Source organism: Nocardia blacklockiae (assembly GCF_015477355.1).
In the GTDB taxonomy this organism is placed as follows: Bacteria; Actinomycetota; Actinomycetes; order Mycobacteriales; family Mycobacteriaceae; genus Nocardia; species Nocardia blacklockiae.
Map to the genome: position 1 here is coordinate 331,021 of NZ_JADLRJ010000003.1, position 19,646 is coordinate 350,666.

Consider the following 19,646-nt stretch of genomic DNA (forward strand, 5'->3'; position numbering starts at 1 on the left):
GCCCGACGCGGCCGGGGCGGCGTCGTGTCAGCCGGCGACCGCGTGCGACAACCGGTGCAGCAGTACCTGTTCCAGCAGTTCCACCAGCACCCGCTTGACCGACTCGCGGTCGCGGGCATCGCATTCCACCAGGTGGATCGACTCGTCGAGGTCCAGCGCCTCGCGCACTTCGTCGAGGTCGAAGCGCGGGGCACCGTCGAAATGGTTGACCGCCACCACGAATGCGGTGTCGCGCTGTTCGAAGTAGTCCAGCACCGGATAGCAGTCCTCGACGCGCCCGGTGTCGACCAGGATCACCCCGCCGAGCGCGCCGTCGAGCAGGTCGTCCCAGAGGAATTCGAAACGCTCCTGTCCCGGCGTGCCGAACAGGTACAGCACCAGCGTGCGATCGAGGGTGATGCGGCCGAAATCCATTGCGACGGTGGTGGTTGTCTTGTCCGTGCGCCTGCCCGGATCGTCGACGCCGACCGACACTTCGGTCATCGCCGCCTCGGTGGACAGCGGCTCGATCTCCGAGATCGCGCCGATGAACGTGGTTTTGCCGACCCCGAAGCCGCCGCTGACCACGATCTTCACCGAGGAGGGCGACGGTTCCGGCGCGGGGGCGGAACGTCCGATGTCAGAGTGCCCGAACAAGATCCCTGATCCTCTCGATGGCGGCGGTGGACAATTCGTCGGCGGTGTGCGTCGACACGTGCCCGGCGGCGACCAGATCGCTGACCACGACCCGGGCGACACCGACCGGAACCCGCAGCGCCGCAGCGATTTCGGCGACCGAATGAGGTCGCTGGCACAGTCGCACCACGGTCGACTGCTCGAACCGCAGCGGCGCGGACAGCGCGGCGGGCGGGGCGTGCACCAGGGTTTCCAGGCGCAGGCCGTCGATCAGCGGCGTGGTGCGGCCGCCGGTCATCAGGAACGGCCGCACGACCGGTTCGTCGGCGTCGCGCGCGGCCGACGGCGGTGCCGCGGCGGCGGAATCCGACCACGCCGCAGGCGGATTCAGCGCGATCATCCGGCGGTCGGGCAGCCGGTGTGGCTCGGTCATCTGCGCAGCGATTCCCGCAGTTCGGTGATCAGGGCCGGGGTGAGCAGGGCGCCGGCGCGGTCGGCCAGCACGGCCATCTGATAGCCGACCAGGCCGACATCGGCGTCGCTGCCGGCGATCACGCCGACACAGCTGCCGTCGGCGATCGCCGAGACCAGCAGGAAGCCGCGCCGCATCTCGATCATGATCAGCTTCAGGCCGTCGAAATCGTAGCTGCGAGAAGCGCTGCGCGACAGGCTGACCAGGCCGGAGACCATGGCGGCCAGCCGGTCGGCGCCGGTCCGGTCCAGGCCCTCCGACATGGCCATCAGCAGGCCGTCCGAGGACACCGCGACCGCGTCGCGCACGCCGTCGGTGCCGCGGACGAAATCGGTGAGCAGCCAGTTGAAGGCGTGCGGGTCGGTGTCGGGCAGGTGGGTGGTCACCGGTGGTCCTCCTCGGTGGTCGGTACCGCGATCCGGGGCCGCTCCGCCGTCGCGCCGCGCTCGTGGCCGGTGCGGAAACCGGAGAGCATGCTGCGGACCTGGTCGGGGGAGCGGTCGGCGGCGGGTGCCGCCGGGTGCCGGGGTGTGGTCGCGGGGCGGGTCCCGGCCTCGCGAGTCTTGCGGGCGCGCTTGACGAGACCGTTTCGCGTACGTTGAACTTCGGCTACGGGTGGAGTGTCGGCGTCGGGCGTGGCTACCGTGAGCCGTCCCCGCTCGGCCGCCGCGGCGTACAGCGAGTCCTTCATCGGCCCGGGCGGCAGGGTGGGGAACGGGTCGGGACGCGGCCCCGAAACCTGGGGCGTGTCGGCGGGGATACTGTGCCTTCCGGATGAATTGTCTTGTGTCGCAGTCGAATCGAACTGCCATGCCGGGCCGTCGGCGGTGTTTCCGGTGGCCCACTGCGAGGTGTCGCCCGGCGACCGCGCCCAGGCGTGGCGGCCCCGGACTTCCTCCGGCTCCGTAAGGTGCGCATCGGCCGAAACGGTATGCCCAGCCGACGAATCGGGTTCGTGCCGCGCGCCGGTGGAGACGGCCGCCGGCGACGTCAGGACCGCCGGAACGACACTACCGAACGGCGAGGTGCCGGGTTGCGGAGCACCGTTCTCGGACAGCGAGTCGCTATTCGCCGGGATGCCGTTGCCGGACAGCGCGGGTGCGCTCGGTGCGAGGCCGTTTCCGGAGAGTGAGTCGTCGTTGCGTGAGCTGTTGCCCGAACCCACCGGATCGGGTTGGGCGGCGGGGGTTTCGGCCAGCAGGGAGGCGGGGAGCATGAGGCGGGCGACGACGCCGCTGACGGGGGAGACGGTGAGTTCGACGTCGATGCCGAGGCGGCGGGCCAGGCGGCCGACCACGTAGTGGCCGAGGAAGCGGGTCGGTGCGACCAGGAACTCCGCCTCGCCGCGCAGGCGGGCGTTGGCCTCGGCCAGTTGCTCGGCGGGCATGCCGACGCCGTGGTCGACGATCGCCAGCAGGTACTGGCGGCCGAGGCGGCGGCCGTAGATCTCGACCTCGAGGTCGGGCGGCGAGAAGGCCAGGCCGTTCTCGATGAGTTCGGCGACCATGTGCGCCAATTCGCTGACCACCGCGCCGGTGATCGGCACGTCGTCGACGCGGCGCAGCGCCACCCGCCGGTAGTCGTCGACCTCCGACAGCGCCGCGCGGATGACGTCGGTCAGCGGGATCGGCTCGGCCCAGCGCCGCGGGCTGGCCTCGCCGACCAGCACCAGCAGGCTCTCGGCGTTGCGGCGCATGCGGGTGGCAAGGTGGTCGAGCTCGAACATGTTGGCCAGCATCTTCGGATCGAGCTCCTCGCGCTCGAACTCGCTGATCAGCGCCAGCTGCCGGCGGACCAGGTTCTGGTTGCGCCGGCCCAGGTTCGCCAGCGACTCGGTGGTGTTGCGTTGCAGCAGCGCCTGTTCCGAGGCGAGTTCGTAGGCGGTGACCTGCACCCGGTCGAATGCCTCGGCCACGGAGACGATCTCGGTGCTCGCGCCGGGGGTCGTCCGGACCGGCCGGGGCGGAGCGGGTTCCGCGCCGTCGGTCGTGTGCCAGGCCTCGACGAGTTCGGGCAGCCGGTGCGAGGCGACGTCGTGTGCCTCGCCCGCCAGCGCGGCCAGTGGGCGCACGATGGCGCGGGCGCTGGCGACCACCAGGAGCACCAGGGCCAGCAGCGCCAGCACGGCCGCGCCCGTGTAGACGCCCAGCGTGGTCGCGGCGTCGGCGCGCAGCCGGTCGGCGCGGGCTTCGATGTCGGCGCCGATCGCGCCCTGCACGCCGCGCTGCGCGTCGATCACCGCGGTCATCCGCGCCCACCAGTCGGCGGCCGCGACGGGCCGGACCAGCGGCCCGCGGTCGGAGGCCAGCGCCACCGCTTCGAGGTCGGCGGCCCGCACGGCGTCCTCGGAGCGCAGCGCCGCGTCGAATCCGGCGCGCCGGTCGGCGCTCGCGTCCTGCCGGAAGGCCGCCTCGGCGGCGGTGCGGGCCGCGCGGATGTTCAGGAATTCCACGTACTCGCCCGGGCCGAAGCCGCCCGCGGTGAACACGCCGTTGAGGAAGCCGCGCTCCTGGCCGGTGTACTCCTTGGCGTCGCCGAGTGTGTAGAGGCCTTGCAGGCCGCGCCACACCTGGTCGTCGCGGGCGTGGTCGAGCGCGGACCTGGTCCGGCCGAGGGCGCCGATCGCGCCGGTGTAGAACCGGAACGCCGCGGCGCGTTCGAGCCCGCCCGCGTCGATCCGCGCGCGGGTGTCGCCGAGGGCGTCGAGCTGCCCGAGCGCCTCGCGCGCCTGGGCCGCGCCGGGCGCGTCGGCGAGCAGGGTGGTGTGCAGTGCCAGCAGCGCCCGGTCGGTGGCCGCGCGCTGGTCGTCGACGGTCGGGCGCAGCGTCGGGTCGCCGCCCAGCAGACCGTTGCTCAGGCCGCGCTCCCGCTGCAACTCGTGCACCGTGTCCTGCACCGACAGTGCCAGGGAGACGGCGCGGACGGTGGTGTCGGTATCGCGGTAGGACCGCACCTCGCGCGCGACGATCACACCGAGCAGCACCAGCGCCAGCGCGACCGACACCACCAGGACCCGGGTCAATTGGCCGCGAATGGTGCGGGGGCGAATCATCCGCGCCACCGGTGTGAGCTTTTTGCTACCCGGCGGCAACACTCGAGCCCGGCGGAATTGCACTTGTACTCCTAGCTTTTCGCGCGACGCCGATCTCGTCCGGGCGTTGCGGAGAATCACAAGCAACGTTTCACACGCGGCGGCCGCACGCAACTGCTGGAGCGCCACGCCGCGGCAATGGCTCGAATGCGACACGCCGGATGTGCCGTCGTCGATGACACGTCCAGTGTGGAAAGTCCCGTTGATTTCCGGATGCATGGGAAACAATTGACGACACAACCCGGCCCGCCGCGGGCCGAGCGCCCGAAAGGAGCGTGATCATGCAACCGGAGCCGACCGTTGCGAGTCCGACCAGCCCGATCAGAGTCCGGGGTGACCTCGACCCGGCCCTGTCACGCTGGCAGTGGATCGTCAAATGGATTCTGGCGATTCCACACTACGTCGTGCTGTTCTTCCTCAGCATCGCGTATGCCGTCGTCACGGTGATCGCATTCTTCGCCATTTTGTTCACAACCCGTTATCCCCGTGGGCTTTTCGATTTCAACGTCGGGGTCATGCGGTGGTCGTGGCGGGTCCGCTTCTATGCGTTCTCGGCGCTGGGCACCGACCGCTATCCGCCGTTCAGCCTGCGCCCGGACGAGAACTATCCGGCCGATCTCGAGGTCGACTATCCGGAGCGGCTGTCGCGCGGGCTGGTGCTGATCAAATGGTGGCTGCTGGCGATTCCGCAGTATCTCGTCGTGTGGGCTTTCACCGGCGGCGGGCAGTACTGGGGCGGTGACGACGACGGCGGGGGCGGCATGTTCGTCCCGCCGCTGCTGGGCATCCTGATCCTCATCGCCGTGATCGGCCTGCTGTTCACCGGCCGCTACCCGGGCGGGCTCTACGCGTTCGTGATGGGTGTGAACCGGTGGACCATCCGGGTCCGGGCCTACACGTCGCTGATGCGTGACGAGTACCCGCCCTTCCGGTTGGACCAGGGCCCGCGCGAACCCGAATCCGCGTCGTAGATGCGGCGCACCACGTCCTCGATGTCGGGCTCCTCGATGGACAGGTCGCGGACCTCGGCATGCAGCGACACCGCAGTGAGAAGCTGTGCGGCCGTGGTGGTTTCGGGATCGAATGCCAGTCGCTGCCGGATGCCGCCGCCCTCGCTGGAGACCAGCTGAGCGCCCGGCAGCCCGATCAGGTCGGTGGCGGGTGCGGCGAGGTCGACCACGAGGACGCGCCGCACCCCCACCGTGGCGGCCAGGCCGGTCAGCGAGCCGTCGTAGGCCAGCCGGCCGTGGTCGACCACCAGCACCCGCTCGCACAGCCGCTCGATGTCGCCCATGTCGTGGGTGGTGAGCAGCAGTGTGGTGCCGCGCTGGATCCGTTCGTAGGACAGGAACTCGCGCAGCCGCTGTTTGGACAGCACGTCGAGTCCGATGGTGGGCTCGTCGAGAATCAGCAGCTCCGGCGAATGCAGCAGGGCGGCAGCGATTTCCGCGCGCATCCGCTGGCCCAGCGACAGCTGGCGGACCGGGATGTCGAGGGTGTCGGCCATCTCCAGCTGCTCGACCAGTTCGTGGGTGCGCTTGCGGGCGGCGTCGGGTTCCAGCCGGTGGATGGCGGCCAGGATCGTGAACGACTCGCGCAGCGGCAGATCCCACCACAGCTGCGAGCGCTGCCCGAACACCACCCCGATGCGCCCGGCCAGTTCGCGGCGCTGCCGCACCGGTTCCAGGCCGCAGGTGCGCACCGTGCCGGCGGTCGGCACCAGGATGCCGGTGAGCATCTTGATCGTGGTGGACTTCCCGGCGCCGTTCGCCCCGATATAGCCGACGGCCGTGCCGGCTTCGACGGTGAAACTCATCCGGTCGACCGCGGTGAGTACGTCGCGGCGGCGGCGCCAGTGCCCCTCTTCCTTGCGCCGCAGTACGAATTGCCGGGTCAGGTCCGTAATCTCGATCGCGTTCATCCACCGCCTCCCTGATAGTGCCGTACACCCAATCGCCAGCACGCCAGTGCGAGAACCCAGATCCACAGTGCCGCGAGCGGAGCCGCCCATGCCAGCGCCGACGGCAGCCACGCCGGTCCCGGCCGGCCCAGCAGCGCGATCGTGGGCAGGTAGGCGACGAAGGCGACCGGCACCGCGAAGCCGAAGATCAGCGTCAGCGGGCGGGAGAACACCGACGCCGGTTGCTGGGAGGCGAACGAGCCGCCGTAGGTGAAGCTGTTGGTCAGCTCCGAACCGTCGATGAGGAAGAACTGCAGCCCGGCCGCGCAGACGAACAGCCCGGCGAAGATGGCCACCCCGGCCAGCAGGGAGAGGGTCAGCAGGGTGAAAGTTATTGCGTTCCAAGCGATGTCGTTGACGATCAGACCGGTGACGAGCACGGCGCCGGCCACCGTCGCGCGGGCCAGCCGGCGCAGCGAGATGTCGCTGGTGATCAGTTGCAGCAGCAGCGGTTGCGGGCGCAGGTGGAAGGCGTCGAGGGTGCCCATGCGGATGTAGGTGGGCAGGGTGTCGGTGTGTCCCACGGCGATCTGGGCGACGGCGAAGCAGAGGTTGGACAGGCCGAACAGCAGCAGCATCGCGTTCATGTCCAGGCCGCCGAGGACGCGCACGTTGTGGTAGATCACCCACACCTCGGCGAACTCCACCATGCCGATCAGCAGCGACGACAGCAGGTCCGCGCTGAACGACAGCGGGTAGGCGCGCTGCGAGCGCATCCGCGAGCGCAGCACCGCGACGTAGGGCCGGAACCAGTCGCCGTGCGTCACAGCGGGTTCGGGGTTCATTCGCTCGATCGGGTCAACCACCCTGCACCTCCAGCTTGTGCCGGCCCGCGCGCAACAGCAGCCGGCCCAGCGTGACCCCGACGATCACCCACAGCACCTGGATGCCGAGGATCTGCAGGGCCGCGTGGCCGGTGGCGCGGCCCGAGAGCACGTCGATCGGACCTTGCAGCAGCGAGGGGAACGGGGTGAGCGTGGCGATCGTGTACAGCCAACCGGGAAACAGGTGTACCGGCACGAACAACCCGGCCAGGAAGGTCGCGACGATCTGATACAGCAGCCGGATGCCGCGCGTCTCCACCAGCCAGAAGCCGACCAGGCTCACCGCGAACAGCAGCAGGAACGAAATCGACACCGCCAGTGCGACACTCACGATGCCCAGCAGGTACGGCGCACCGGTGCGCGGCAATCCGAGTTCGAAGGCGAGCGTCCCCGCGACGACGCTGGGCAGCCCGCGCAGCAGCAGCGTGCAGCCCGCCCGGCCGAGGTCGCCGGCCAGATAGGAGAACTGGATGTCGATCGGGCGCAGGAAGTCGATGGCCACGTCGCCGTTCTTGATCCGGTCGACGATGTCCAGCGGTGGGCCCATCACCCCCAGCGCGCCGAGCAACCCCTGGGACAGCCAGACGTAGGCGCTGATCGAATCCGGTGTGTAGCCGCCGAATTCGGCGGTTGCCCGCACGGCGGCGAGCATTACCGAGGCGCGCACCAGCCCGAACACCACATTGGTGAACATGCCCGCGAACATTGCCAGCCGGTAGTGCCACTGCCTGCGGAATCCTGCCTCTGCCAGTCGCAAATAGACACCTGGATCAGTGCGCACAACCAATTCACGCTACGGCGATCGTGTTGCGTTCACAACATGATTGGTGAATCGGGGATGTTCCGAAACTGATACCGGGCGGTTGCTGAGCCGCTGTCCGCGGCCGGTGATATCCGCCGTTGCGCGATTGTGACTTGCGTCGCACAATGTATGCCATATGTTGTTGCCTACAACATATGGCCGCCGGCGCCCGGGACTACCGGAGCCGGGGCGCGCGGGCGGCCGCCAGTTCGAGAGGGTCACCTGATGAGGACGAAAACACTTGGGGCCGTGGCGGTTGCGCTCACGGGCCTGCTGACGCTCGCGGCGTGCGGTTCGAACACCACGCGCGACGCCGGCACCACCGCGACCGTCGGCGGGGGCGGCGGCAACGGGACCGTCGGCGTCATCCTGCCGGAGACGGCGACCTCGGCCCGCTGGGAGGGATTCGACCGGCCGATGCTCCAGAAGGCGTTGAACGCGCAGGGATTCGACGCCGACATCCAGAACGCCCAGGGCGACGTGCAGAAGTTCTCCACTCTCGCCGACGGCATGATCGCGAAGGGCGTCAAGGTGCTGCTGATCGCCTCGATCAACAGCGAGGTCGGCACCGCCGTGGCCAACAAGGCGAAACGGGCGGGCATCCCCACCATCGACTACGACCGGCTCAATCTCGGCGGATCCTCGGACTACTACGTGTCTTTCGACAACGTGCGGGTCGGCCAGTTACAGGGCCAGGGGCTGGCGGACGCGCTGAAGGACAAGCCGGGCGGCCAGGTGATCGAGATCGAGGGCGCGCCCACCGACAACAACGCCACCCTGTTCGCGCAGGGCCAGCGCAAGGCGTTGCAGCCGCTCTACGATTCCGGCGCACTGAAACTGGTGCACAGCCAGCCCATCGACGGCTGGGACAACCAGGCCGGCGGCCAGACCTTCGAGCAGTTGCTGACCGGAAACGGTGGCAAGGTCGACGGCGTGGTCGCGGCCAACGACGGCCTGGCCGGGGCGATCATCACGGTGCTCAAGAAGAACGGGCTCGCCGGAAAGGTGCCGGTGACCGGTCAGGACGCCACCGCCGAGGGCTTGAAGGCGGTGCTGCGCGGCGACCAGTACATGACGGTGTTCAAGCCGATCCAGGACGAGGCGGAGTCGGCCGCGAAACTGGCTGTGGCGCTGGCCCGCAACGATCGGGCCGCCGCGGATTCCCTGGCCACTGCGGTGAGTCAGGATCCGAAGGGCAAGCGCGAGGTGAAATCGGTGCTGCTGGACCCGCATTCGATCACCCGCACCGAGGTGAAGCAGGTCACCCAGCTGGGTTACGTCAAGGCGAGCGAGCTGTGCACCGGCGACGTGGCGCCGATCTGCGCGCAGCTGGGCATCGCCTGATGGCCGCCGAGCCGCTGCTGCGAATCACGGGGCTGAACAAGAGTTTCGGTCCCGTGCACGTGCTGCACGACGTCGAGCTGACCGCGCCCGCCGGTGAGGTCACCGCGCTGGTCGGGGACAACGGCGCGGGCAAGTCGACGCTGGTGAAGTGCATCGCCGGCATCCACGCCGCGGACTCCGGGGAGATCCGGTTCCGCGGCGAGCGGGCGCACCTGCGCGGGCCCAAGGACGCCGCCGCGCTGGGAATCGAAGTGGTGTACCAGGATCTGGCGCTGGCCGACAACCTCGACATCGTGCAGAACATGTTCCTCGGCCGCGAGCGCGGCAAACCGTGGCTGCTGGACGAGGCGAGCATGGAGGAGGCGGCGCGGCGCACGCTCGCGTCGCTGTCGGTGCGCACCGTGAAGTCGGTGCGCACGCCGGTGTCGGCGCTGTCGGGCGGGCAGCGCCAGACGGTGGCCATCGCGAAATCGGTGCTGTGGAACAGCAATCTGGTGCTGCTCGACGAGCCGACCGCCGCGCTGGGGGTGGCGCAGACCCGGCAGGTGCTGGATCTGGTGCGCCGCCTCGCCGAACAGGGCCTGGGGGTGGTGCTGATCAGCCACAACCTCGCCGACGTGTTCGAGGTGGCCGACCGGATCGCGGTGCTGTACCTGGGGCGGACCGCGGCGCAGGTGCGGGCCGCGGAGGTCACCCAGAACCAGGTGGTGGAACTGATCACCGCGGGCCGCTCGGGCGAATTGGGGTTGGCCCGGCCCGAATCCGCGGTGCTGTAGCAGGAAGACGATGTGATGACGCAAGTTTCGGACGCCGCGGTGTCGGATTTCGGGATCGATACGACCACCGTGTCCACGGCGGAGGCGGTGCGCGACTACCTCGCCCGGGTGCGGGGCGGCGAGACGGGGTCGCTGCCCGCGCTGCTGGGCCTGGTGGTGCTGGTGGTGTTGTTCGCGTCGCTGTCGGACGTGTTCCTCTCGCTCAACAACATCGCCAATCTGCTCGCGCAGGGGGCCGGGCAGACCATCATCGCGATGGGCATCGTGTACGTGCTGCTGCTCGGCGAGATCGATCTGTCGGCGGGGACCGCGTCCGGGGTGGCGGGCGCGGTGCTGGCGATGCACTACGTCGAGGACGGGAATCTGTTGTCGGGCATGGGGAACACGGTGTTCGTCGTGTTCAACGGGCTGCTGGTGCTGGCCGCCGTGCTCGCCGCGCTGCTGCGGGTGTGGCCCGGGGTGGTGCTGTCGCTGCTCGGCGTGGTGATCACGCTGGTGGGATTTCCGGGCAACCCGTGGATCGAGATGCTGCTGGCGGTGTGTGTCGGCGCGGCAATCGGGTCGATCACCGGGTTCCTGATCGCGCGGATCGGCATGCCGTCGTTCGTGGTGACGCTGGCGCTGTTCCTGGCCTGGCAGGGCGCGATCCTGCAACTGATCGGCGAGGGCGGGGTGCTGGGGATCAGTTCCTCGCACGTACTGGATCAGGTGGCGAACGGGAATCTGTCGGTGGTCGGGAGCTGGGTGCTGTTCGTCGTGGCCGCCGGTGGGTATGCGGCGGTCACGCTGATCGGGCACTTCCGCAGGCGGGCAAAGGGTTTGGTGACGCGGCCGACGCCGCTGGTGGTGGTCAAGGTCGGGGTGCTCGCGGTATTGGCCGCGGTGGCCACGGCGCTGCTGACGGTGAATCGGTCGCCGAGTCCGCTGATCGAGATCTCCGGTGTGCCGTATGTGGTGCCGATCGTGCTGGTGCTCTTGGTGATCGGGACCTTCGTGCTCAACCGCACCGTCTACGGGCGGCACCTGTACGCCACCGGCGGCAACCGCGAAGCAGCACGACGCGCCGGGATCAATGTGATCCGGTTGCGGGCAAGTGTTTTCGTGATCTGCTCGGCCTGCGCGGCAGTGGGCGCGATCGTGTACTCGTCGAAGGTGGGTTCGGTGGATCCGCAGGCCGGCGGGTTGAACACGCTGCTGTTCGCGGTGGGCGCGGCGGTGATCGGCGGGACCTCGCTGTTCGGCGGCAAGGGGCGGGTCGCGGACGCGGTGATCGGCGGTGCGGTACTGGCGGTGGTTTCGAACGGGCTCGGGTTGCTGCGGCAGCCCGCGGCGGTGGTGTCGATCGTGACGGGGCTCGTGCTGCTGCTGGCGGCCACCGTCGATGCCGTGTCGCGACGTCGGGCCGCCGCGAGCGGGCGATGAGCGCGTGGCGAGTCTCGGTGGTGGCGAGGGTTTCACCCGCTCGTCCCGGTGGTGGCGGTTGGAGGCGGCAATGCTATTGATGACTCCATGACCGTCGCCCGGCCGGACGAGGTGCGCCGCTACAACCGGGCCGCCCTGTTGCGGTTGCTGCACAAGGGCGGCCCGACCACGCGCGCCGCGCTGTCCACCGAACTGGGGCTCAACCGGTCCACCATCAAGATGCTGGTGGACGGGCTGGCCGGGGACGGCGTGGTGGAGGAGCGGGTGCCGCGGCTGGCGCAGGGGGCGGGGCGGCCGTCGCTGCTGGTGCTGCCGCAGGCGCAGGCGGTGGTGGTGCTGGCCGTCGACGTGCAGGTCGAGCATGCGGGAATCGCGTTGGTCGGGCTCGGCGGTGAGATTCTGGGGCGCAACAGCTGGAATCTGCGCGGGCGGCAGCGCGAACCGGAGGAAGTGGTGTGCCACGTCGCGGAGTCGGCCGCCCTGCTGGCGCAGGACCTGGGTCTCCGGCCGGTGGCGGCGGGCGTGTCGGTGCCGGGCATCGTGCGGCGGTCCGACGGAATGGTGCACGGCGCGGCCAATCTCGGCTGGCTGGACGTGCCGCTCGGGGAACGGATGGGCACCGCCCTCGGCGTCCCCGTGGTGGTGGGCAACGACGCCGAACTCGGCGCCCTGGCCGAATTCGTGCGCGGCGTGGGGCGCGGCGCCTCCGACGCCGTGTTCGTCTCCGCCGACGTCGGTGTCGGCGGCGGCATCATCGCCCAGGGCGCCCTGCTGCGCGGCTCGGCCGGCTACCTCGGCGAAATCGGCCACATGACAGTGCGTCCCGGCGGCCGCCGCTGCCACTGCGGCAACGTCGGCTGCTGGGAGACCGAGGTCGGCGAGGCCGCCCTCCGCCGCGCCCTCGGCCTCGGCGAGGGCCGCCCCCGCGGCGCGATCGTCGCGGAACTCCATGAGCTGCAACGTGATCCCGACCCGGTAGCCCGCCTCGGCGACTACGTCGACTGGCTCATCCTCGGCTTGGTCAACGTAGTCAACGTCTTCGGCCCCGAACTCGTCGTCCTCGGCGACCTCTTCACCGCCCTCCCCACCCCCGTAGTCGACCGAGCCCGCGCCGAAGTCCGCGCCCGCAGCATGGTCAGCCGCGCCCAGGGCGGCGTCCGCATAGAAAAATCCACCCTCGGCCCAGACCTGAAACTCCTGGGTGCAGCAGAGGCCGCTTTCGACTCCGTCCTGACCAGGGTCTGAGCATTCGCCCGATGCGTGGTGCTATTCGATCGGGGACTGTTCCTTCGGGCGGTATCTGAGTAGTGCGATGTCGTCGATTTGCGTGACGTCGACGAGGTGCATGCGGCGGCGGGTGCCGCCTGGGTAGTTGGCCGGGTTTACGAATCGGGGGCGTCGGTTTCGCCGATCAGGAGTGGTGCGACGGCGACGTGGAGTTCGTCGGCGAGGCCGGCGGAGAGTACGGCGGTGTGGATGCTGGTGCCGCCTTCGATCATCAATTGCCGGATGCCTCGGTTTCCGAGATCGTCCAGCAGCGCGCCGAAGTCGACTTCCTTTCCGAGAGACACCACGGTCGCGAGTTCGCCGAGGCGGTCCCGAAGTTTCTCCGCGCCGCCGTCGGTGGTGTAGACGATCGGTCGCTGCTCCTCCACCCCGTGATGCCAGAATTTGGCTGCCGGATCGAGATCACCGGATGCGGTGACCACCACCTTCAGCAGGTGCCCCGGTTTCCCCGCCGCGATGCGCGCGGCACGCCGGGCCTCACTCTTGATGATCAGCCGAGGATTGTCGCGCCGCAACGTCTCCGCGCCGATGAGAATCGCATCGGACTCCGCCCGCACCTGATCCACGCGGTCGAAATCCCGAGCGTTCGACAGATGCAGGCGCTCAGGAATCGTGTCGTCGATATAGCCGTCGACACTGACCGCGACTGACAGCACTACATACGGTCGGGCCAACCCGAGTCCTTCCACTCTTCGTACTCGTCGACGAACTCGCCGACCCCCGCTTGCCTACTGGCGACGTCGATCGTTTCCCTCAGCTGTACCACCTTCGCCATGATCCGCCCGGATTCGGTGCCGATCCCGATCCGCAAGGCTTCGACCCCGAGCCGCGCCGCGGGCTCGATCTCACCGGCAGCCATATGCGCAACAGCCGCGCGCGCCAGGTAGACCCCTCCGTCACGGGGATATCCCGTCTGCATCCGATCGGTGGCGTCGGCGAACTGCCGAGTGGCGGAGGCGAAGTCGCCTGTTTCGGCGGAACTGTGCGCCTGGTGGGCGTCGATATACGACTGATCGAGGAAGAACCCCCAAGCCGGATCGGTCTCGGCTCGGTCGACCGTCCCGCGCGCCGAGTCGTAGGCACGTGCACTGCCGTTCGGGTCGCCCGCCAAGGCGCGGGCGTGTGCTCCGAACGTGACCGCAGCCGCGGCGAACAATGAATCCGGAGGTGCCGAACGCCTGGCTTCCTCGGCGAACTCCTGGCCGCCTTCGTAATCGTGCATGTCGCAGGCCAATTGACTCATCCGCACCAAGGAGAGCCCGACATAGTGGCTGTCGCCGAGTTGATGCGACCAAGTCAGAGCCTTCTCCGCCCACCGCTGCGACTCGTCGAACATGTGCTGATCCTGCAGTTGCCACGCCGCGGTTTCCGCGTACATCGCCAGCAGGCGCAGGATGGATTGGGAGTCGACAACTTTGGCCGCACGTAGAGCTTGCATGCGCTTGATGGCCGTGAGTACTTCCGGCAAAGTTTCTCTCGACCTGTACAGGTTGTCGGATTCGATGATCGACATCCGCTTGTCGAGAAAGTGTCGAATGTGGTCGATATCGGTATTCGCGAACAGCGCGGCCAACGGCCCCGCCGACAGGGCGGCACCGGCTACACCAGCGCCGATGCCTAGAACGAAATCGCGTCGCGGAACCGGCACCAGGATCACCTCTCCCGTTGACATGCGTGTCGGCAACAACACGCAGTCTCCGTCGGCGGCATTGTCGCGCAGCACGCCTGTCTCCTGCGCCGCAATATCGACGGTAGCGGGACTATCGAGGATCGACCAGAAGCGTTGAACCACATCATTTTCGGCCTGCCGTAGCATCCGGTCCATGCGCTGGGCGTAGCGCGGCGTGAGTCGGATGGTCTCCTTACGCCGTTCCCACTTCTTAACAGCTTCTACCGAAACCCCGGCCCAAGCAGCGAATCCGTCTTGGCCCAATCGAGTCGCCTCTCGCAAGGCGGCTACTTCGCGGCCGGTCCATCTCGTGCACACAGTCATCCGTTGAGCCCCCAATCAACAGGTAGCGAGTGCACCGAGGGTACCCCGCCGATCCCTCGTCGGTACCTGGTCTGACCAGGCCTATCGCGAAAAGGTTGAGGTGGCTCTCTCGCCACGTGTTGCGTGATCGCTCGGCGGTGGGAGTCGCCACCAACCAACGCAAGGAGGCAACGGTCGATGAGGACACATCCGACGGCGTTCGCCTGGGTGGACCCGGACACCAGCGAGTCGTCGGAGCTGGACAAGCCCAGGGTGCGTCGGCTCGCGCGGCGTCTCGGGTACCGCCTGTACTGGCCTCCGCCTTCCCTGCTCCCGGTGATCGATCAGGTGCGTGCCGCTGACGTCGATGTGGTTCTCGTGCCGTCGCCGGGGCATCTCGACGTAATGCAGTTGCACGCGCTGATGTGCTTCGTGGATGTCGAATCCGCCTTGCCGCGAATGAGTTTCGGTCGTTGGACGACTGTCTCGAGCCACCTGGAACGGTCATGAATGCTGCGGTCGTCTGGTCGGTGATGTCGGGGCTGGCCGCAATCGCTGCGGGCGCGGTGTTCTTACTGCTGCGCCCCGATCACAAACTGGATGACAGCAGGGACGAGGGACGCGACAGCGCGGCGTCGGGACGGCTCGGATGTTCGAGAGAGTGGAGTCACGAGGAGCAGGGGCATGTCGTGACTGTGGCGGATGCGCATCGGATTATGCAGGCCCACAGGAGATGCGGTCGTGAGGACTGTCCGCGCAAGGCGCTGGCGTATCGGGTGCTCGTGGAAGCTCGGCGCATTACGCCGGATTCGGGGAGGGTGCGGTAGGGCAGGGGTTATAGGCGGAAGAGGTGGTGGGCGGTTTCGCCGAGGACGAGGGTGCGGATTTGGAGGGAAGGGGTGGTGCGTTCGATTGCGAGGCGGGTTAGGAGGGGGTCGCCGTAGGGGGCGTCGGAGCCGTAGAGGGTGCGGTCGGGGAGTTCGGTTATGGCTAGGCGGATTGCGAAAATTATTGGGGTTGTGGAGAGTTCGAGGTAGAGGTTGGGGGTTTGGCGGGCGAGGTCGATGGCTTGCATCCAGTGGGGGCCGCCGAGTTGGGAGATTACGACGGGGACTTGGGGGTGGCGGTGGGCCAAGGTTGCCAGGGTTCGGAGGTCGGCGGCTGTGGTGGGGGCTGCGCCGTGGACGACGACCGGGAGGCCGGGGTGGTCGGAGGCGGCTCGGAGTACGGGTTCCAGGAGTGCGGCCTCGCCTGGTGGGGGAGTCAGTTCGCCGATGCCGTGGAGGCCGCGGTCGACAATGTCGTGTTGGACGAGTGCGCCGATGTCCGGGTCGTTCAGGGGTAGCGAGCCGAAGCCGATGAAGCGGTCGGGGTGGGTGGTGAGGGTGGCGTCGAGTTCGTGGCGGGCAGTCTCGCGGCCCGATTCGCCTTGGCCCGCAAGGGCTTTGTGCAGCAGGTCCATTTCGGTGCGCAGCTCGGCGAGATTCGCGGCGCGTTCCGGGTGGGGGCGGGTCATGAACAGGACGGCGCGGTCGACGCCCGCCTCGTCCAGCAGGGCGATGTGCTGGTCGACGGGGTCGTGAACGTGGCTGTGGGCGTCGATGATCAACGTGGCTCCTCGGGAATCGGCTACTGCACGGCAGTGTTGATCCCTGACACCATGGGAAGGTCAAGTCATGCTGATCGGTGAACTCGCGCGCCGCACCGGAACCAGCGAGAGGTTGTTGCGGTACTACGAGCGGGCGGGTCTGCTCTCGGCGGAACGTCGCGCCAACGGCTATCGCGAATACGACGAGGGCGCAGCGGAGCGGGTAGGACAGATTCGCGCGCTGCTCGCCGCCGGGTTGCCCACACGGCTGATCGCCCGAATTCTGCCGTGCGCCGACAGCGATGGCGCGTTGCGCGCCTGCCCAGGAGTCCTGCCCGCGCTGGAAACGCGACTGGACGAATTGGACAGGCGCGCAACGGAACTCGCCGCCGCGCGGGAACTGCTGCGCCGCACCATCGACGCCACAGCGCGCGAGACAGATTGAGACGTGCCCTGGCCGTCGGCTCGCAATGCCGAGCAGCACGCGCGCTAGGTTGCCGAAACGTTGCCGTTGGCCAATGTCGGCTGGATTTCCACCGAACTTCTGGCCGTGGACGCGGTGATGGTCCTTGCCGCACCTGTTCGTCTCGCCGGTTGATGCCGGGTCCCGTCCGCGCTCACGGACGGGACCCGGCTCCCGAACTATCTACCCCGCAGGCTATTTCGACGCCGCCACGGTCGCACCACCGGTGGTAGTGGTCGGCTGGGGCGTGGTGGTGGTCGGCTTGGGGGTTTCTGTCGTCGTGGTCACCGGCGGGGTCGTGGTCCCGGGTGTGGTTGTCGCACTCGAGGTTCCGGTGGTCGTCGACGGGGTGGTGGTCGCCGGGGCCGTGGTGGTCGCGGAACCGGTTGTGGTCGCGGAACCGGTGGTGGGGGCCGCGGTGGTGGTCGGTGACGCCGAGGTGGTCGCGGCCTTGTAGGCGGCGGCGAGGTCCGCCTCGCCGGGCTGCGAGGTCGGGTCGACCCGCTTGCCTGCCTGGGCCTGCTGGGCCAGGTGGGTGAGCCAGGCGGCCGCGTACTCGGCGGAGGTCAGCGGCTTGCCGTTGGCCGGGTCGGCGTCCTTCCAGTAGTCGAAGTGGTGACCGGTGTGGTTGGGGCCCAGGGTCAGCTGGTACGGATCGCTCATGATCACCGGGATGGTGTTCTGGTTCGTCACGATCAGGCCGACGATCTCGTTGAGCACCTTCTGCGGCAGGTAGGCCAGCGGCGTCATCTGATCGGTCGAGATCGAGTCGGCCTTGGCCGGGGTCTTGGGTGCCTGGCCCGGTTTGTAGTCCGGATCCGACACGCGCAGCAGCACCTGGAGGAAGGTCTCGTCGCTCTGCATCCAGTTCGGCTGCGACTGGATGTCGGCGAACGCCGCCAGCGCGATCCGCCCGAGGACCACGGCGACGTCCTGCCCGGTCGCCGGGGTGAGTCCGTCGCGTTCGAGCGCGTCGACGTTCAGCTGCCGCCCGACGTTGACCGCCAGTTGCAGCAGCGAGATGTTCTGCGGCGCCGAGCAGGTCAGATCGCCGTCCGAGCAGAACGACGCGACCTTGCCGTTCAGCGCGCCGAAATCGCCGCTGGTGCCGGGCAGCGCGCCCTGGCCGGGCACCGGCTTCTGCCCGTTCTGATACACCTGATCGAAGCCGTCCGGATTGCTGAACGGGTCCTTCGCGCCGGGGAACGGGCCCTCGCCCGCCGAGCGCCCGGCGTCGGCGAGGATGACCACTCCGAGCACGTCGTCCGGGTCGACGATGCCGTAGTTGCCGTCCTTGTCGGCCTCCTGGTGCCCGATGGTCGTCGCCACGCGGCGCACGACGTCGGCGCCCTCGCTGTATCCGACGATGGAGAACTTGGTGTCCGGGCAGGCCTGGGAGATCTCGCGCATCACCTTCTGGGTGTTCGCGACGCCGGTGTCGACGGCCTCCTCGTAGGTGGACATGTTCGCCGGGTACGCGATGTAGACCGCGGCGTAGGAGCCGGGATCCACCGCTCCGGCCGGCGCGTTGACCACCGGGTCCACCCACTCGCTGCTGTGGTCACCCGACAGCGCCGCGGGTAGCTCGTTGCCGTTGGCGTCCACCAGCAGTTTCGTGGTCCCGGCGACCGGGGTGTCGTTGCGACCGGCGACCGAGATGGTCACCATGTCGTGGCATTCGGTCACCGAGGACGTGAGCTGGGTGTCCCTGGTCTGCGGCGTCGATGTCAGCGCGAACGAGGCGGCGACGATCGCCGCCACGCCCAGCGCCGCCGGTGCGGCGACGGCCGAGGCTATCCGGTGCCGTGCAATGAACTCGCGAAGAGCCATGTCCTGATTCCATTCCTAATTCCGACAAGGATGGACAAGCCCCCCGACGGGCCATGTGTCACCGAGGAAGTCGCCGCCGGGCCGGTGAGTGTTACGGAGAGTTCGCCCGGGGCTTGCTCGGGTGCTGCTCGGGCCCTGCGGAATACGGACCGGTGAGCGGGAGGTTCGGGAGGGTATGAAGATCGGAGTCAACACCTTCCTCACCGACGAAGGCATCGGCGGACCGGCGCTCGGGGTCGCCCTGGAGGAGCGCGGGTTCGAATCCCTGTTCCTCGCCGAGCATTCGCACATCCCGGCGAGCCGCGAGTCCGCCTACCCCGGCGGCGGCGACCTGCCGCGCGTCTACTACCGCACCCTCGACCCGTTCGTCGTCCTGGGCGCGATCGCGCACGCCACCGAGCGGCTGATCCTGGGAACCGGTGTCACCCTGCTGATCCAGCGCGACCTCATCCACACCGCCAAGGAGGTCGCCACCCTCGACCTGCTCTCGGGCGGGCGTGTCGTCTTCGGCGTCGGCGTCGGCTGGAATCGCGAGGAGATGGCCGACCACGGCACCGACCCGCGCACCCGCGGCGCGCTGCTCGACGAGCAACTCGAGGCGCTCGTGGAGATCTGGACCAAGGACCTCTCCGAATACCACGGACAATTCGTGAATTTCGACCCGATCTACGCCTGGCCGAAGCCGACGCAGCACCCGCATCCGCCGATCTTCATCGGTGGCGGTGAGGCCGCCGCGCGCCGCGCGATCCGCCACGGCGTCGGCTGGATTCCCAACGGGGTCTCGGACCCGGCCGCGGTCCGCGCTCAGCTCGCGCCGCTCGACGGCCACGATCTGCCGATCGCCGTCACCCCCGCCCCGCCCGACCCGGCGGTGCTCGACGCCTACGCCGAGGCCGGCGTGCAGCGCGTGACCTTGTCCCTGCCGACCGTGCCGGAGTCGGAAACCCTCCGTATCCTCGACGACTTCGCCGAGCTGGCACATCGGTATGCCGACGCGCGAAACGACACCTAGACTCTCGATCGAGGAGAAAGGACGGCTCATGAAGCGAAATCTGAACTGCCCGTGCGGAGAATCGATCGTCGGCACCGACGAGGACGATCTGGTGGAGAAGACGCAGAAGCACCTGGCCGAGAACCACCCCGGTCACGACTACTCCCGCGACGAGATCCTGTTCATCGCGTACTGACGCATGTCGCGGC

General features: G+C 68.7%; 20 protein-coding genes. 9 read left to right on the plus strand and 11 right to left on the minus strand.

The annotated features are described in order from the left end of the window. Positions 1-27 precede the first annotated feature (27 nt). The 4 genes from IU476_RS11055 to IU476_RS11070 are packed head-to-tail and all read right to left on the minus strand — an operon-like array spanning position 28 to position 4,139. Entirely contained in the window at positions 28-639 is a 612-nt protein-coding gene (locus tag IU476_RS11055; protein WP_438944006.1) for a GTP-binding protein, read from the minus strand. Continuing rightward, the gene (locus IU476_RS11060) at positions 620-1,048 is read right to left on the minus strand and encodes a DUF742 domain-containing protein (RefSeq protein ID WP_195099239.1); all 429 of its coding nucleotides are present in this window, start codon (positions 1,046-1,048) and stop codon (positions 620-622) included. Before IU476_RS11060 ends, IU476_RS11055 begins: the two co-directional genes overlap by 20 nt. After that, positions 1,045-1,473, minus strand: coding sequence for a roadblock/LC7 domain-containing protein (locus IU476_RS11065; protein ID WP_195099242.1), 429 nt, complete (start codon positions 1,471-1,473; stop codon positions 1,045-1,047). The genes IU476_RS11060 and IU476_RS11065 overlap by 4 nt, the downstream gene beginning before the upstream one ends. Further along, on the minus strand, positions 1,470-4,139 hold the full coding sequence (locus IU476_RS11070; protein ID WP_195099846.1) for a nitrate- and nitrite sensing domain-containing protein: 2,670 nt from the start codon (positions 4,137-4,139) through the stop codon (positions 1,470-1,472). The genes IU476_RS11065 and IU476_RS11070 overlap by 4 nt, the downstream gene beginning before the upstream one ends. Before the next feature lie 320 nt (positions 4,140-4,459). On the opposite strand from IU476_RS11070, the gene IU476_RS11075 reads away from it, so the two are divergent. Then, the gene (locus IU476_RS11075; protein WP_195099244.1) at positions 4,460-5,149 is read left to right on the plus strand and encodes a DUF4389 domain-containing protein; all 690 of its coding nucleotides are present in this window, start codon (positions 4,460-4,462) and stop codon (positions 5,147-5,149) included. Here IU476_RS11075 and IU476_RS11080 read toward each other — a convergent pair. From IU476_RS11080 to IU476_RS11090, 3 genes are read right to left on the minus strand one after another with little or no spacing between them, the layout of a single operon-like run. After that, positions 5,071-6,099, minus strand: a complete 1,029-nt coding sequence (locus tag IU476_RS11080; protein WP_195099245.1) for an ABC transporter ATP-binding protein — start codon at positions 6,097-6,099, stop codon at positions 5,071-5,073. The genes IU476_RS11075 and IU476_RS11080 overlap by 79 nt on opposite strands. Further along, complete coding sequence (locus IU476_RS11085; RefSeq protein WP_324194006.1) at positions 6,096-6,944, minus strand: ABC transporter permease; 849 nt, start codon at positions 6,942-6,944, stop codon at positions 6,096-6,098. Before IU476_RS11085 ends, IU476_RS11080 begins: the two co-directional genes overlap by 4 nt. Continuing rightward, on the minus strand, positions 6,937-7,719 hold the full coding sequence (locus IU476_RS11090; protein WP_228823473.1) for an ABC transporter permease: 783 nt from the start codon (positions 7,717-7,719) through the stop codon (positions 6,937-6,939). The genes IU476_RS11085 and IU476_RS11090 overlap by 8 nt, the downstream gene beginning before the upstream one ends. A gap of 294 nt (positions 7,720-8,013) precedes the next feature. Between IU476_RS11090 and IU476_RS11095 the strand changes: the two genes are divergently transcribed. The 4 genes from IU476_RS11095 to IU476_RS11110 all read left to right on the plus strand — a co-directional run bounded on the left by IU476_RS11095 (position 8,014) and on the right by IU476_RS11110 (position 12,551). After that, positions 8,014-9,108, plus strand: a complete 1,095-nt coding sequence (locus IU476_RS11095) for a sugar ABC transporter substrate-binding protein (protein WP_324194007.1) — start codon at positions 8,014-8,016, stop codon at positions 9,106-9,108. Beyond that, positions 9,108-9,884 carry an ATP-binding cassette domain-containing protein gene (locus tag IU476_RS11100; protein WP_195099247.1) on the plus strand — a complete coding sequence of 259 codons (777 nt, stop codon included), beginning with the start codon at positions 9,108-9,110 and terminating at the stop codon, positions 9,882-9,884. The genes IU476_RS11095 and IU476_RS11100 overlap by 1 nt, the downstream gene beginning before the upstream one ends. A 15-nt stretch (positions 9,885-9,899) precedes the next feature. Next, positions 9,900-11,306, plus strand: a complete 1,407-nt coding sequence (locus IU476_RS11105; protein ID WP_195099248.1) for a sugar ABC transporter permease — start codon at positions 9,900-9,902, stop codon at positions 11,304-11,306. Positions 11,307-11,393: 87 nt separating this feature from the next. Further along, on the plus strand, positions 11,394-12,551 hold the full coding sequence (locus IU476_RS11110; RefSeq protein ID WP_195099249.1) for an ROK family transcriptional regulator: 1,158 nt from the start codon (positions 11,394-11,396) through the stop codon (positions 12,549-12,551). Between the two features lie 137 nt (positions 12,552-12,688). Here IU476_RS11110 and IU476_RS11115 read toward each other — a convergent pair whose 3' ends face one another. Both IU476_RS11115 and IU476_RS11120 read right to left on the minus strand, forming a co-directional pair. Continuing rightward, positions 12,689-13,282: a RibD family protein gene (locus IU476_RS11115; RefSeq protein ID WP_324194008.1), complete on the minus strand. Its 594-nt coding sequence runs from the start codon at positions 13,280-13,282 to the stop codon at positions 12,689-12,691. Then, complete coding sequence (locus tag IU476_RS11120; RefSeq protein WP_500048423.1) at positions 13,249-14,586, minus strand: helix-turn-helix domain-containing protein; 1,338 nt, start codon at positions 14,584-14,586, stop codon at positions 13,249-13,251. Before IU476_RS11120 ends, IU476_RS11115 begins: the two co-directional genes overlap by 34 nt. A gap of 177 nt (positions 14,587-14,763) precedes the next feature. Between IU476_RS11120 and IU476_RS11125 the strand changes: the two genes are divergently transcribed. Further along, positions 14,764-15,075 (plus strand): hypothetical protein, encoded by a 312-nt coding sequence (locus IU476_RS11125; protein WP_195099251.1) that lies wholly within the window; start codon positions 14,764-14,766, stop codon positions 15,073-15,075. Between the two features lie 325 nt (positions 15,076-15,400). Here the strand turns inward: IU476_RS11125 and IU476_RS11130 are convergent, their stop codons facing one another. Next, positions 15,401-16,174, minus strand: a complete 774-nt coding sequence (locus tag IU476_RS11130) for an amidohydrolase family protein (RefSeq protein ID WP_195099254.1) — start codon at positions 16,172-16,174, stop codon at positions 15,401-15,403. A gap of 67 nt (positions 16,175-16,241) precedes the next feature. Between IU476_RS11130 and IU476_RS11135 the strand changes: the two genes are divergently transcribed. Next, complete coding sequence (locus IU476_RS11135; protein ID WP_195099256.1) at positions 16,242-16,598, plus strand: MerR family transcriptional regulator; 357 nt, start codon at positions 16,242-16,244, stop codon at positions 16,596-16,598. A 213-nt stretch (positions 16,599-16,811) separates the two neighbouring features. Here the strand turns inward: IU476_RS11135 and IU476_RS11140 are convergent, their stop codons facing one another. Continuing rightward, the gene (locus IU476_RS11140; protein WP_195099258.1) at positions 16,812-18,446 is read right to left on the minus strand and encodes a cutinase family protein; all 1,635 of its coding nucleotides are present in this window, start codon (positions 18,444-18,446) and stop codon (positions 16,812-16,814) included. Between the two features lie 175 nt (positions 18,447-18,621). Here IU476_RS11140 and IU476_RS11145 point away from each other — a divergent pair, with 175 nt between their 5' ends. Together IU476_RS11145 and IU476_RS11150 are read left to right on the plus strand one after the other, a co-directional pair. After that, positions 18,622-19,458 (plus strand): LLM class F420-dependent oxidoreductase, encoded by an 837-nt coding sequence (locus tag IU476_RS11145; RefSeq protein ID WP_195099259.1) that lies wholly within the window; start codon positions 18,622-18,624, stop codon positions 19,456-19,458. A gap of 28 nt (positions 19,459-19,486) precedes the next feature. Beyond that, the gene (locus IU476_RS11150; protein ID WP_195099262.1) at positions 19,487-19,633 is read left to right on the plus strand and encodes a DUF1059 domain-containing protein; all 147 of its coding nucleotides are present in this window, start codon (positions 19,487-19,489) and stop codon (positions 19,631-19,633) included. Positions 19,634-19,646 lie beyond the last annotated feature (13 nt).